At 69.9% G+C, this 14,048-nt stretch carries 12 protein-coding genes and 2 pseudogenes; 12 read left to right on the forward strand and 2 right to left on the reverse strand.

From position 1 onward, the window contains the following. The coding region (locus ACIBJF_RS46175; RefSeq protein WP_399183555.1) for a hypothetical protein at positions 1-346 on the reverse strand (346 nt) is incomplete at its 3' end. A 143-nt stretch (positions 347-489) separates the two neighbouring features. Between ACIBJF_RS46175 and ACIBJF_RS46180 the strand changes: the two genes are divergently transcribed. The 12 genes and pseudogenes from ACIBJF_RS46180 to ACIBJF_RS46235 all read left to right on the forward strand — a co-directional run bounded on the left by ACIBJF_RS46180 (position 490) and on the right by ACIBJF_RS46235 (position 13,554). Then, complete coding sequence (locus tag ACIBJF_RS46180; protein WP_399183557.1) at positions 490-2,247, forward strand: FHA domain-containing protein; 1,758 nt, start codon at positions 490-492, stop codon at positions 2,245-2,247. Continuing rightward, positions 2,244-3,818 carry a serine/threonine-protein kinase gene (locus ACIBJF_RS46185; protein WP_399183559.1) on the forward strand — a complete coding sequence of 525 codons (1,575 nt, stop codon included), beginning with the start codon at positions 2,244-2,246 and terminating at the stop codon, positions 3,816-3,818. Before ACIBJF_RS46180 ends, ACIBJF_RS46185 begins: the two co-directional genes overlap by 4 nt. 55 nt (positions 3,819-3,873) lie before the next feature. Next, positions 3,874-5,523 (forward strand): hypothetical protein, encoded by a 1,650-nt coding sequence (locus ACIBJF_RS46190; RefSeq protein ID WP_399183561.1) that lies wholly within the window; start codon positions 3,874-3,876, stop codon positions 5,521-5,523. Between the two features lie 75 nt (positions 5,524-5,598). After that, positions 5,599-5,901, forward strand: a pseudogene (locus ACIBJF_RS46195) (ParA family protein); the annotation flags it as partial. After that, entirely contained in the window at positions 5,898-7,025 is a 1,128-nt protein-coding gene (locus ACIBJF_RS46200; protein WP_399183563.1) for a ParB/RepB/Spo0J family partition protein, read from the forward strand. The pseudogene ACIBJF_RS46195 and the gene ACIBJF_RS46200, both read left to right, overlap by 4 nt. 301 nt (positions 7,026-7,326) lie before the next feature. Continuing rightward, a complete protein-coding gene (locus ACIBJF_RS46205; RefSeq protein WP_399183565.1) occupies positions 7,327-7,758 on the forward strand; it encodes a hypothetical protein in 432 nt (143 codons plus the stop codon). A 295-nt stretch (positions 7,759-8,053) separates the two neighbouring features. Beyond that, positions 8,054-9,022, forward strand: coding sequence for an SPFH domain-containing protein (locus tag ACIBJF_RS46210; protein ID WP_399183567.1), 969 nt, complete (start codon positions 8,054-8,056; stop codon positions 9,020-9,022). A gap of 199 nt (positions 9,023-9,221) precedes the next feature. Further along, positions 9,222-9,494 (forward strand): annotated as a pseudogene (locus ACIBJF_RS46215) (SAM-dependent methyltransferase); the annotation flags it as partial. Positions 9,495-9,694: 200 nt separating this feature from the next. Further along, positions 9,695-10,189: a DUF6461 domain-containing protein gene (locus ACIBJF_RS46220; RefSeq protein WP_399183568.1), complete on the forward strand. Its 495-nt coding sequence runs from the start codon at positions 9,695-9,697 to the stop codon at positions 10,187-10,189. Positions 10,190-10,503: 314 nt separating this feature from the next. Continuing rightward, complete coding sequence (locus tag ACIBJF_RS46225) at positions 10,504-11,517, forward strand: IS110 family transposase (protein ID WP_399183569.1); 1,014 nt, start codon at positions 10,504-10,506, stop codon at positions 11,515-11,517. 348 nt (positions 11,518-11,865) lie between these two features. After that, on the forward strand, positions 11,866-12,225 hold the full coding sequence (locus tag ACIBJF_RS46230; RefSeq protein ID WP_399183571.1) for a helix-turn-helix domain-containing protein: 360 nt from the start codon (positions 11,866-11,868) through the stop codon (positions 12,223-12,225). 378 nt (positions 12,226-12,603) lie between these two features. Next, on the forward strand, positions 12,604-13,554 hold the full coding sequence (locus tag ACIBJF_RS46235; protein ID WP_399183573.1) for an ADP-ribosylglycohydrolase family protein: 951 nt from the start codon (positions 12,604-12,606) through the stop codon (positions 13,552-13,554). A gap of 73 nt (positions 13,555-13,627) precedes the next feature. Here the strand turns inward: ACIBJF_RS46235 and ACIBJF_RS46240 are convergent. Further along, a partial coding sequence (locus ACIBJF_RS46240) for a hypothetical protein (protein ID WP_399183575.1) occupies positions 13,628-14,048 on the reverse strand: 421 nt, incomplete at its 5' end.

Genomic DNA, 14,048 nt, shown 5'->3' on the forward strand with positions numbered 1-14,048 from the left:
CACCAATCGTCCCAGTGGTGGCGGTGGCCATGGTGGCGGTGACGGTGGTGGCGGTGGTGAGGGTGGTGGTGACCCGGAGAACACCAATCGTCCCAGTGGTGGCGGTGGCCATGGTGGCGGTGACGGTGGTGGCGGTGGTGAGGGTGGTGGTGACCCGGAGAACACCAATCGTCCCAGCGGTGGCGGTGGCCATGGCGGCGGTGACAGTGGGGGCGACGGATACGGCGCAGGCAGCCAGGAGAACATCGGTCGGCGTCCCGGCGGTGTCGGTGAGCCCGGCGGTGGTAATCGCATCATCGTCCAGGGCGGTCTGCCCGCCTCGGGCGAGGGTGGCAGCGGTGACCACATCATCGTCCAGGGCGGCCTGCCCGCCTCCGGCCTAGGAAACGCCGCCACGCACCTGCCGGACTCCGGCCCCGCCGCGGAAGCCGACGCAGGCTTCGACGGAGGAACGTTCGCCAGCGGTTCCGGCGCGGGCTGAGCCACCGCATGCTCTGCCACGTCTGCCGCGTCCACGTGCGGCGCGACTTCCCGTACTGCCTGCACTGCGGCACCCCGCGTCGGGGTGCCGCACCGACGTCGTACGCCGCGCCCCAGCTGCGCGGCCTCGACGACCCCACCCTGCTCGTCGCGTTGACCGGACCTGTCACCATGCTGGGCCGGGGCGAGGACAACGACGTCGTCCTGTCCGACGCCAGCGTCTCGCGCCGCCACGCCCGTATCGTGCGCACCGCCGAGGGTTTCCGGATCGAGGACCTGGACTCCTTCAACGGCATCGCGGTCGGCGGTGTCGAGCTGCACGGCGGCGCGGCCGGTCTCGCCGACGGCACCGAGCTGTCCGTCGGTGACGTACGCCTGGTGTTCGAGCAGCCCCGCGACGCCCGGATCGGCTCCCGCACGATGGTCGTCGGCACCCAGCTGACCCATCTGCCCATCGCCGGACAGGAGGAGGCCCCGGAGGCGAACGGCCCGCTCACCGCGCGCCCCCGACGGCGTTCCGGCTGGGCCCTCAAGCAGGTCCCCACCGAACGTGGCGCTCCCCGCTGGGTGCTCAGCAGCACCCGCACCGGCCGCTATCTGGAACTGGACGAGCGCCAGGTTTTCCTCTGGCACGCCGTCGACGGTGACAACACCGTACGGGACCTGCTGTTCGCCTACGCCGACCGCTACGGCGAACTCGCCCTGCCCCGCATCGAGTCCGCGCTGGCCGCGTTCGCGGAAGCCGGGTTGCTGCGCGGCCTGCCCGGCCGGCCGGAGGAGGTGCGGCCGAAGGGCTGGCGGCGCGCGGCGAGTGCCGTGTACCGGGCGCTGCTCAAGCTGGAGGTGTCCGTCCCAGGCCTGGACCGACTGGTGACCCGGCTCTACCGGGCCTTCGGCTGGCGGCTATTCACCCGGACCGGGGTGCTGCTCGCCTGGCTGTCGGTAGTCGGCGGCCTCCTCGCGTTCTTCGCCGCCCAGGGCCGGCACCACCTGCTGGACTTCGGTGGAGCGGGCGTGTGGGGCCCGGTCCTGCTGGGCGCCGGATACGTGACCGCGCTGCTCGTCCACGAGCTGACACACGCGCTGGCCGTGAAGTCGTACGGCCGCAAGGTCCGGCGCGGCGGGTTCCTGCTGATGATGGGCATGCCGTTCGCGTTTGTGGACACCAGCGACATGTGGTTCGGCTCCCGCTGGTCACGGGTCGTGGTGGCCCTGTCCGGGCCGCTGTCCACGGCGGCGCTGGCCGGCTGGTGCGCCACGGGCGCGGCCCTGCTGCCCGCGGGACCCGTCTCGGCCATCCTCTACCACCTGGCCTTCGGCCTCTACCTGAACACCCTCTACAACTTCAACCCGCTGATGCCGCTGGACGGTTACCAGGCGCTGACCGACGCCCTGCGGGTACCCCGGCTGCGCGAGGAGGCGAGCGCCTACTTCCGCACGGGCCTGTGGCGCGACCTGCGCGCGGGCAACCGGCCCGGCCCGCGCCAGGCGGGCATGGCCGCCTACGGCCTCGCGGTCGTCGCGGGCACCTACGGCTTCCTCGCCCTCGCCCTGCTGGCCTGGCGCTCCCGGATCGGCGACCTGCTCGAGGGCCGGCTGGCCGAGCCGTGGACCACGGTGATCGAGGCGGCCGTGGTCGCCCTGGTCGCCTTCCCCGTGTGGGCCGCGCCCGTGCGCTGGCTGCTGCGCCGGGTACGGCGCCGGCGGGGCGCGAAGGACGTACCGCAGGGCGCCGGGCTCCCCGCTCCAGTGGAGGGGACGGCATGACCCAGGACACACACGCCGATGGCGGCTGGGTCGTACCCGGCTACGAGGCCGTCCGCACGCTCGGCGAGGGAGCAGGCGGCAGGGTCGTCCTCGGCCGGCACACCGCGACAGGCGTGCCCGTCGCCATCAAGTACCTCAGCGAGCGCCTGTGCGCGGACCGGGAGTTCCTGGCCCGTTTCCGGGCCGAGGCCCGGCTGCTCGGCGAGCTGCGGCACCCGTGCGTGGTGCGGCTGTACGAGTACGTCGAGGCACGCGCCGGTGCCGCGATCGTGATGGAGGCGGTGGACGGCGTCAGCCTGCGCCACCTGCTGCGCCGGCACGGGGCGACCGGCCCCGAGGCCGCGCTCGTCCTGCTCAAGGGCTCCCTGCTCGGACTGGGCGCGGCCCACACGGCCGGGGTGGTGCACCGGGACTACAAGCCGGAGAACGTCCTGGTCCGCGGCGATGGCACCAGCGCGCTCGCCGACTTCGGCATCGCGGTGCGCAGCGGCCGGGAGACCGAGGCCGCGGGCACGCCCGCATATATGGCGCCGGAGCAGTGGAACGGCGAGCCCGCCGGACCGGGGGCCGACGTCTACGCGGCGTCCGTGGTGTTCTTCGAGTGCCTGACCGGCCGGTGGCCGTTCCCCGGCGACGACGTGACCGCGCTGCGCCTGCAGCACCTGCGTGCACCGGCCCCCCTGGACGACGTACCCGCGCCGGTGCGGGTGCTGCTGCGCGCGGGCCTGGCGAAGGACCCGGCGGACCGGCCCGACGTCGAGACGTTCCTCGCCGACCTGGAACGGTCCGCCACCGAAGGCTATGGCGCCGGCTGGGAGGAGCGCGGCCGTCGCAGACTGGCCGAACTGGCCGCGCTGCTCGCCCTGTTGTTCCCGTTCACCACGACCGCCGCGCTCGACGACTCGGCCAGTGCGCTGACCCTGCTGGGCCGACTGAAACGAGGGGGATGGAAGGCGGCGACCGGTGGGGTGGCCGCGCTGGTGGTCGTCACGGGCGGAGCGACGTACGCGACGGGCCGCCCGCACGACACATCGACGACGGTGGCGAGTTCGACCCCGTCGTCCCCGTCACCGGTCGACTCGCCCACCAAGCCGGGCGCTTCACCTTCCACATCCACCTCGCCGACCGTCGCCCCGCCCACGGCCGACGCACCGCCCTCCGCCACGCCCTCGGACAGCCCGTCGCCCTCGCCGACCCCGTCCACGGAGACGACCGCACCGGCCGAGCCACCGGCCACCGCGTCCCCGAGCGTGGTCACCCCCGGCACGGTCACCCTCACGATCGGCTCCTGGCAGCGCGGACAGAGACCGGGCACGCTCATCGCGGGGGTCTCGGTCGAGACGACGGGCACCGGTCCGCTGACCGTCACCGCGAACTACTACGTCGACACACCCGCCGACCCGTACGGCTCCCGATCCCAGACCTTGTCCGGGAGTACGCGGTACGACCTGACCTTCGAGGCCGATTTCTCCAACCACCCGTGCCGGGGCACCTGGGACGTCACGCTCATCAGTGACCCGGCGGCGGCGAACGGTCCCCAGACGGCCTCCCTGGACGCACCGCCGTGCTGACCATGCTCCCGAGGGGCCCGAGAGCCACCCCCTGCCGCGACGAGAACGGATCGACATGACGACAGCCACCACAGTGGCCGGCCGCCCCCTGTCCGGCTGGTCACGGCACACGCGCCACGGCACCTGGCATGCCCTGCTCCCCGCCCGGTCCGGCGAGCCCACCCTCGGCGCGCTGCGTATCGACCGCGCCCTGCTGGCGCCCGAAGGCACGCGCGAGCGCCTGGCGGCGGCGGTGCTCACCACGGCGAAGCTCAGGCTGCCCGGCCTGCTCGCTACGGTCGACCTCGTGGCGGAGGCCGGTGAGGTGTGGCTGCTGACGGCCCGGCCACCGGCCCCCACGCTGGCCGACGTCCTGTCGTCGGCCAACGGCCCTCGCCCGGACGCGGGCAGCGTGGCCAGCATCCTCAACGAGACCGCCCAGACCCTGCTCGCCCTGCACACAGCAGGCTTGACCCACGGCTCACTCGGCCCCGACACCGTCGTGATGGCCCCGGACGGGGTCGCCCTGCTGGCCGAGGCGGAGCTGGGCACCGTGCTGGGCGACGTGGCGGCAGTACGGGTGCCGGGCGACACGCCGCACGCCGGCCGCCAGGCAGGCGGCACCGCTGCCTGGGCCGCCCTGGCCCGCACCCTCGGCGCCGCCTGGACGCAGCCCGGAACCCCCGCGGCGGATTTGGTCACCCACTGCTCTGCCACCGCCGAGTCGGAGGGGCTGGCGGCGGCCCGGGCCGCCCTGGTGGGCGGGCGCGCGGCGCTGCCGGCGGACTTCCTGCGCCGCACGGCGCTGCGCGCGGCGACTGCCGCGTCGACCCCGGAGTTCGCGCCGCCGAAGGGACCGGCGCCGTCCGTTGCAGTGGCTCCCGACCGCCCGACTCCACCGACGGACCGTCACCCGGCGCCGACCACAGCTGACCCCGCTCCCCGCCCCACCGCCCCCGAACACCCTGCTACCGCGCCCGACCGCGCGTCCCACCCTTCAGCCACCGCTGACCAACTCGCCACGTCGGCCCGCGCCCACAGCGCCGCGGGGCCCGACCCGCGAGTGTCCCTGACCGCCCCCGGACCTCACCCACCAGCCGTCGCCGACCAGCTCACCACGGTCGGCCGCGCTCGCCGTCCCACAGCCCCGGACTCCCAGGCGACCGTCCTCGGCAAGCGCAACCGTGCCACCTCGCGTCCGGTGGCGGCAGGGGAGGACCGCGGCGAGATCCTGCTCCGGTTCGGGCCCGGAGTTCCCTTGGAGGATCAGGACGCCCTGCGTGCACGATGGCGGACCGAGGCAGCGGCAACCACCTCCCCACGCTCGCGCCGCAGACGCCGGGGCTGGATCGTCACCACCGCCGTCGTGGCGATCGCCGCCGTCCTGCTCTGGCTGCTGCTGCGCCCGGCCCCCGCTCCCGCGGTCGTCGCCGTGCGGGTCCAGGCCCCCGCCGGGCCGTTGCACTGCGATCAGACGGCCGACCTGATCGGTGTCGTCACCACCGACGGGCACGGCGGCCCTGTCACCTACCGGTGGCTGCGCGCCGACGGCCAGGACTCGGGCGAGCTGGTCCGCACCGCCCACCGTGGTGAGCGCCAGGTCAGGGTGCACCTGCGCTGGACGGTCCGCGGTTCGGGGCGCTTCCGGGGAACCGCCCGCCTGAGGATCTCGCACCAGTCGGCCCCGATGGAGGCGAAGGCGAGCTTCACCTACGTCTGTCCTTGACAGCCACCACCGGGTTGCCCAGTGAGCCGCGTCGCATCGGAGCGGGCGAGGCTTGTTATGCAACGAGTTGCATAGCAAGACAGCTCGGCAGACGCCTACGAGCTGCTTACCACCCAGATCGACGACCTGCGCAACGACCTCCAAGTCGATATCGACTACCTCGGCATCGTCGTCAACCTCTACGACTCCCGCCGCGGCTACATCGCTACCTCGTCGCTCCAGGGATGGGTCGACATAAAGGATCCACGAGTCGTCGGACTCATCGGCGACCTCAAGGAACAGAAGGAAGCTGTCCGAGTGAAGCAACCCCTGCTGTCGTACGCGCCCAAATCACAGCAGGCCGTCGGCATGCGAGCCCTGGCTAGGGAGGACATGTGAGCAAGGCCGACCAGCTCGGCGTCGGACGCTTCGGTGGGGGAGTGCGTCCGGTCAGCGCACGGCGCCAGGCCGTGGCCGCTGCCACCGGGGTACCCACCGAAGGCGTCGCGGCACCCACGGAACTTCCGGTCCACCGCATCAGCCTCAACCCCGACAACCCACGCTCCACTCTCGGAGACCTGACCGACCTCGCCGGCAGCCTGAAGACGCACGGGCAGAAGCAGGCGATCACGGTCATGAACCGTGACGCCTACGTCAAAGCCAACCCCAGCCAGGAAGCCGCACTCGAACCCGATACCACTCACGTCGTGGTCGACGGCAGCACCCGCCTCGCTGCCGCCCGCGAAGCTGGACTTGCCACCATCAAGGTGATGGTCAGCGACGACCAGGGGGCCACGTCCGAGGAACTTCTCGAGTCGGCCCTCGTCGCGAACATCCACCGGCAAGACCTCGAGGAGATCGACGAAGCCCGCGCCCTTCAACGACTGCTGGCCATTCACGGAAGTCAGCGAGCCCTGGCCAAACGCCTCCACCGCTCCCAGGGCTGGGTGTCGCAACGCCTGGCCTTGCTGAACTTGACTCCCGAACTGCAAGCCCGCATCGGCGAAGAACCCATCGACCTTCTGCGCGCCGTCGGCAACAAGCCGGCCGACCAGCAAGCAGCCGCCCTGGAAGCGATGAAGGCAGAGCGGGCTCGGAAGGAGGAGGAACGGACCCGCACAGCCAAGGCCCAGCCCGAGCACACCGCAGACGATCGCCCGGACACCAGGGAGGCGGGTCACGCTGGTGATTACGCCGTAATCACTGGCGAACCGGAGCCGGCACCGGCACTGGCCCCGGAACCGGAGGAATCCGCTGCCCCAAAGCAGCCTTCGGCCCCCACGCCGACGCAGGATGAGCCGCCCGCCAACGAGCAGGGGACAGGCACACCATCCGTTCCCGTACAGACCACCGCAGTCGAGGCGATGGCCAGTGCAGGGCATCAACAGCCGAAGATGTTCCCCTATGAGGACGGTGTGTACGCGGCACAGCTCCTGATCCACAAGATGCCGCCCGAGGAGTTCAACAAGTTGGTGGACGTGCTTATCAAGCACAGGGACGGCCAAGCCATCCACGCCGGTTGATCCCCGCTACAACCGCTGAGCAGCTGATCGACTTTGCAGGACATACCTCCTAGTCGGCACGGCAGAGGGCTGGCCCCAGTAAGGGGTCGGCCCTCCGCTATTTCCAGCTCGGTCAGAGCCGCGCACGTCGGATGCCAACCCGGCGCCAGACGATGCGCGAGCACTGGCGCGATCTCCAGGCACATTGCCAAGTGGCCCGTCCCCGTCACTCGAAGACGCCGAACGCGCACGCCGGGGGCATTGCAAGCCGGGCCGCAGCACCACTGTGCAGGTCGGGGACGACGGCTCCCAAGACGGCACGATGGATGTGCCCGAGGTGCTGGCGGCCGCACACAACGAGGCGCTCGGGGTCGACCAGGCGGTGCCGAAGGGTCTCAGCGCCGCCGAGGAACCTGTGATGAGCGAGGACGCGAAGCAGTCGTACGGGCCACTGACGACGGGACTGGACCTCTCCGTGGATCTCGACCTAGTCGATCGTGAGCGGGCGTTTAAGCAGCTGGCCATCTCGCCGCAGGAGAACGAGCGGTTCGCCCGCTGCGTACGCGAGGCGATGCCTGGGCACGAGCGAGAGGCAAACCTGCTGCTGACGCACAAGCAGTGGCTGCTGATCGCCGCGCGCATGGCCCAGATGGAGAGCGAGGGCAAGCCGGTACGGCAGCACCTGGCCCGTCTCGCGACGGACATGTCATGGCAGGAGGAAAAGGGGACGATACTCGGCCCGCGGTTGGTGTAGGCCGCGAACGACGCGCTGCGTCGCCCGTTGGGGGACGCGTCGCTGGAGTCGAGGGTGAAGGTGAACGCGGCGGCGGCGCGGCAGGCTAACCGCGAGCTGCCCGGGTACTGAACCAGCAGGGCTGATCACCGGACGACCCATTGGACTGCTCGTTACCGCCTGATCTCGCTACCTGCGGGCCGAGCGCGTTTTCTGGCCCACAAACCTGAGCAGTCTTGAGGCAACTTGCCCCTGGCCGCAAAGGCTGAGGGGCCGGAATGGGGCGGCCAAGGTGACGGGGGCGGGTGTCGGAGGCATGAGTCGGAAGTGGTGGTGGTCGGGGGCGGCCGCTGCCTTGGGCGTGGGAATCGGGAGCTATGAGCTCCGCAGCATCCAGGTGATCCCTGAGGCCAGCGTGGCGATCATCGAGCGCTTCGGCCGCTACTCGCGCACGCTGAGCTCCGGCCTGCACCGCATCCGCCCCCTTGCCGACAGCATCCGCTTCCGCCTTGATCTGCGGCGCCAGACCGTGCCCTTCCCGGTGTCGGTGGTCCTCGCGTCCGACGAGGACACCGACCTCCAGTTCAACGCGGTCGTCCACTACAAGGTGACCGACCCCTACACCGCCACCTATGGGGTCGCCAGCTTCTTTCAGGCACTGGACCAGCGCCTGCGGCATGAAGTGATCAACGGACTGCGCGGGTTGCAAGGGAACTTCAATGAGTCGGCACTGGAAGAACTGCGTCAACGTATCCAGCAACGCCTAATAGAAGCCGCCGGCGACTGGGGCCTGACTGTCTATTGGTTCGGCCTGATGACCGGTGACCTCCCAATACTCCCCGTCCTTGGGGAGTCATCACAGGAACCGCAGCCGCCTCAGCCCGAGATCATCGTCCACGTCAGCGGAGACTTCACCATGGGCAGCAAGTTCGACAACACACACGTCGTGGCGCACAACGCCTCCCTTGGCGACGGCAACACGATAGACAACCGCGCCATCACCGGACCTCCTCCCGAACAACTCCTTCACCTCGCCACCGCCCTTGTCGGCCTCGCACGTGCTGACGCCGCACAGACACCGGACCCAGCAGCGAACGACCGTGTCGAAGCCGCCCTCGTCGTCCAGGCCGAACTGCAAACCGCCCACGAACAGCAGCGAGAGCCCGACGCCGGCCGTCTCGGTCGCACAGTCGCCGCAATCACCGCGGGCCTGTCCACCACCACGACAATCGGCGCGCAGATTGAGACCCTCATCACTCAGATGCGGCACTTGCTCGGGTTGTGACCGCCACATTCCGCGTGTTTCGAGGTCAGTAGAGACCGCCCAGCTCCGCGACGCCCTCACGTAGGTGCTGGCTGGCTTGTGGCCCGCCCGGGACGACGTGCGATGGGTCCTGGACAGGCTCCGCTCCCACTCTGCGGGGAAGCGCGGAGCGGCGCTCGCCGGGGGGCTCATGTGGCGTAGCCGTGCTGACGGGCGTGGCGCTTGCTACGACGAAGCCGCCAGCCGCGTGACCACGACGCTGCAGCAGGACTACTTCGGGCTGAACACGATCGCCGAAGACGACGGCGCGACCAGCTATCAGCTCACCTACGGCGACTGGGTCAAGGTCCTGCGCGGCGCGGGTCTCATCATCGACGACCTCATCGAGCCGCGGCCCGAACTCGGAACACTCGACGGCTACAACGAAACCGACCCACCCGACAGGGCACACCGCTGGCCGGCGGAACTGCTCTGGGTAACCCACAAACCGTAAGTTCCGCCGCGCCGAGACGTGAAGGCATCCCCTCGCCGGGCAGGCCTAAGCGGTTACGGCAAAGTCGAGTACTGATCGCTCAGTTGGCCAGTTCTACGAACAGCGGGCCGGCTCCTGTGCCTGGCGCTGGCCGGCTGCCACTGTCTCCGACGATGGGCGGCTGCACGTACATGTCAGTGGGTTCCTCTACGGTGCCCGGTATGACGCATTGGATACACGGCCCTCTCCCACACCACGAGGAGACCAACGTCGTCTTTTTCCGGGGGATGTCTTTGGATGTGCTCACGCGAGGACTCCTCAGCCTGCGGCGAATGCCACTCGCGTACGGCAAGGGCGCCGACTGGGGGGTGGTGATGCACAACATGCTCGGTTGGGACGCCGACAACTATGGCGCTACCGAATACGGGAGGCTTTGCCCAGACGGCGGCGAGCTCGTCGTCTTCGAGACGGAACCGTGCAGCGTGAAGGCCCACCGCCCCTGGTTCAGCTACTACCGCGATGGAGGCCTGATAACCCACTTCATCTTCGAGAGTCCGTACGACCGCGGAGGTGAGGAACCCGACCTGCTGCTGCCCGTTCTCACGGCGGCGAATCTGGTCGGGCCGCAGGCGGATCTTGACGGGGGTGACATCGAGGAGCGGATCGTCGAGGCGATCACCGATTTCTTCTCTTTGCCCGAACTCGAAATACCCTGACCGAGGGCGCTGAACGGGCTCGGTGATGTGGGGCCGTGGTTCGGGTACGAGGCAGGGCAGGGAGGGGCTACCCATGCCGAGGATCCTGCGCGTGGAGTTGACGTCGGACCAGGAACGCGAGGTGCGTGAGCGGCTGCGGGCACGTGATCTCGCGCCGGGTGCCAGGCTGCGTCTGGAATGCATACGGCTGATGGGGCGGGGTTTGACAGTGCCCGGGGTGGCTGACCTGACCCTATGAGGGCCGGGCCCCTTCCGTGCTCATCCGGACGATACATATCGTCCGGGTATCGACGGGCTCGGGAAGGAGGCCCTCAATGTCTGTCTACGTCGGTATCGATGTGCACCGCAAGCGGTCGCAGATCGCGGTCCTCGGCCAGGACGGCGCGGTTCGCATCAATCGGAACGTGCCCAACGGGGTCGCGCAGGTCCTGGGCGTCATCGGGGGTCTGCCGATCGGTACTCCGGTCGCGTTCGAGGCCGCCTACGGCTGGGGCTGGCTGGTGGAACTGCTGGAGGACTACGGCTACCAGCCGCATCTGGTGCACCCGCTGCAGTGCAAGGCCATCGCATCGGCCAGGCTCAAGAACGACAAGGTCGACGCGGCCACGCTGGCCCGGCTGCTGCGTGCGGACCTCCTGCCGGAAGCGTGGATCGCGCCACTGGAGGTGCGCCAGCAGCGGGCGCTGCTGCGGCACCGCTTCCAGCTGGTACGGCTGCGGACGCTGCTGCGCAACCGGGTCCACGCGGTGCTCGCGGATCTGGGCCACGACCGGGCGGGCTCGGTCTTCACCGGACCGGGCCGGGTCTGGCTCGCCTCGCTCGAGCTGCCGGACGCCTCCCGCCGCGTGGTCGACGACCTGCTGCAGCTGATGGACGCGCTGCAGATTCCGATCGACGCCCTGGACGTGCAGCTCGCCGCGCACGCCCGCGGCGACCCCCGCGTCAAACTCCTTACCGCCCTGCCGGGGGTGGGCCCGCTCACCGCGCTGGTGATCCTGGCCGAGGTCGGCGACGTCACCCGTTTCCCGTCCGCGCGCAAGCTCGCCGCGTGGGCCGGTCTCACCCCGACCGTGCGCGGCTCGGACCTCACCGTCCGGCACGGCCACATCTCCAAGCAGGGAGATGCCTGGCTGCGGTGGATCCTGTGCGAGGCCGCACAGACCGCCAAGCGCCACCCGGACTTCGCCGACACCTACCGGGCCATCACCGCCCGCCGCGGCAAGAAAATCGCCACCACCGCCATCGCCCGCAAGCTTCTCACCCGCGCCTATCACCTCCTCCAAGCCGCCGAAGCGCAGCCGCAGCACAGGAAACGAGCCGCGCGATGAAATCCCTCCCCGCACCGGCCGCCCGCAGACCCTGGGGTGAGCTCGCATCCGTTGCATGAGACGGCCCTCCGCCGCGCTCGATGACCTGACTGAGCAGCCCCGGCCCCCGGACCACGGTCATGGCGCCGACCACACCGGCCAGACGCCGAATGGGTGCATGTGAACCCCACGCCGACCATGTCATCCCGGGAGCCAACCCAACGCGAACGACCAGTGGCGGACCACAACTTCACTCCAGGAACGTCCAACGCCCTCGGTACGACTCAACAGCTAAAACCCGAGGTCAGGGACCCATTGCGTGCTTGACAAGCCCGGCCCTCATGGGTGCTTGAATGCAATGCGGTCACCGTGCGGGGTGCGATCCACCGTTTCGTGGCCGGTGGGTTCGACGCGCTCGTGGACGCCCCGCGCCCGGGCCGTCCGGCCTCGGTCACACTCGAGGACCGTGAGGCCCTGGCCGTGCTGCTGGACGAGTCGGCCCGGCAGGGGCGGACCTGGACCGCTGCGGCGCTGTGCGACTGGCTGGCCGTGGAGCGGGGCGTGCGGGTTTCGGCTGCCTGGCTGACCGAGTTGCTCCACCAGGACGGGTTCCGGTGGAAACGCACCCGGGACACGCTGCGACACAAGGCCGACCCCATCCTCCAGCAGGCGGCGCGGGCCGAGCTGGAGGATTTACGGCTTTACGGCTGGACGCGCGCGCGGGCGTGAGGGACCTGTATTTCCTCGACGAGAGAGGGTTCGCCCCGACCATGCCCACCGGATACACCTGGTCACGGGCAGGGCAGCGGGCTGTTGTGCCACGCGAGGACAAGAAGGGCCGGGCCGTCAGTGGCGTTCTTAGGCTGATGGTGCTCGGGGCTACTGCGGAGGGTTTGCCATGCCCCGACCATCTGGAGCGGCGCGATCAGCTTCGGCCTGGTCACTTCTCTGAACTACGAGATGAGGCCGACAACCGAGGATCGGTCGTCGGCCCCTTCAGAGATCAGAGTTCCTTCACGTCGCTTGTGCAGGCAACGATCTGGTTCGGGGAGCCGAAGAAGGAATGGATTCTCGCGGCCGTCGACGCAACGCAGATAACCTGCGCGAATGAAGCGGATTCAGCGGGCCGCTGGCGCGGTTGTCGGCTCAGCGGTGGGTGACGCTCTGGGCGGCCCCTTCGAGTTCGGTCCCCAGGGCGCATTTTCCGCGCGGTTTCCCGCGCCTGGTGCCGGTGGCGAGATGTGCGGAGGTGGTGGCTGGGACCCCGGCGAGGCCACTGACGACACGCAGATGGCTGTCCTGGTCGCGGAGTCGCTGCTGGAGCGGGGCGGACTCGATCTTCCGGACATCTTCGCCCGCTTCCAGCGGTGGGCAGCATCAGAGCCGAAGGACATCGGCTTGCAGACCGAAGACGTCCTGACCAACGGCATGCCCTGGGACCTCGCCGCAGCGATCCATTTCCAGGTCAACCAACGAGCAGCGGGAAACGGCTCCTTGATGCGGGCGTCGACCTCCGCAGTCCACTTCGCGGCCGCCGGCCAAGAAGTCACCATGGACGCGGCCCGCCGTATCGCTGCTCTCACCCATGGGGATCGCGCGGCATGGGAAGGAACCGCGATCTTCCACGAGCTCATCCGTGTCACGTTCGAGGACATTGACCCCCTCGCCGCGCTCCCGGACGTGCTGGCTCTTGTCCACCCCGACCACCGCGGCCGCTACGCCACCGTCCTCTCGCCCGACTGGCACCCCGATCAGGCGACCGAGTTCAACGGTGCCGTCTGGCCCTGTCTGGGCTCCGCTGTCTGGGCCCTGCGCACCACCACCAGCTTCGAAGACGCGATACGCGCGGCGATCGACCTGGGCGGTGACACGGACACCGTCGCCGCGGTGACCGGAGGCCTCGCGGGGGCGTATTACGGGCTGGACGCGATCCCCGCCCACTGGACCAAGCCGCTCCATGTCCCCCTCCCAGGATTCGAAGGACGAGTGCTGTACCTGCCCGACCTGCTCCACCTTGCACACCGCCTCGGAGAGGGGCTGTCGATGAGACGGGTGTGATAGCCCGCATAAATCCCGGCGGAGCCGTCGTCTCGCATCAGACGATGGCTGATCCAGGTCCCCTGGAGCCTGATCACCCCTGCGGGGTGGGTCGGTGCGTCGGCAGCCCCAGCAGAACCGGGCCGCGGGGCGCTGCCGCGTCGAGTTGGCCGATCTTGGCTTCGGCCCCGGCGAGGCTGACGCGGAGCCCTTCGATCTCGCCGATCCAGCCTTCCCGGTCGGCCTCAGCGATCCGGTCGAGTAGGTTGTCGCGGATCTCCACGAGCCGGCCGCGCTGGGCAGGGTCGGGGCGCAGGAGGGAGCAGCGGACGCTTGTGTCAGATGCTCCCTCCTGAGACCAGACCCCGCCCAACAGGCACGGCTCGTCGAAATCCGCGACAACCTCATCGCCCGCATCGCCGAGGCGGAGCGCGAGGGCTGGCTCGGCGAGGTCGAAGGTCTGCGGGTTAGCCTGGCCGGCGCCGAGGACAAGCTCGGTCAGATCAACCGACGGG

The organism is Streptomyces sp. NPDC050743, from assembly GCF_044456925.1.
In the GTDB taxonomy this organism is placed as follows: Bacteria; Actinomycetota; Actinomycetes; order Streptomycetales; family Streptomycetaceae; genus Streptomyces.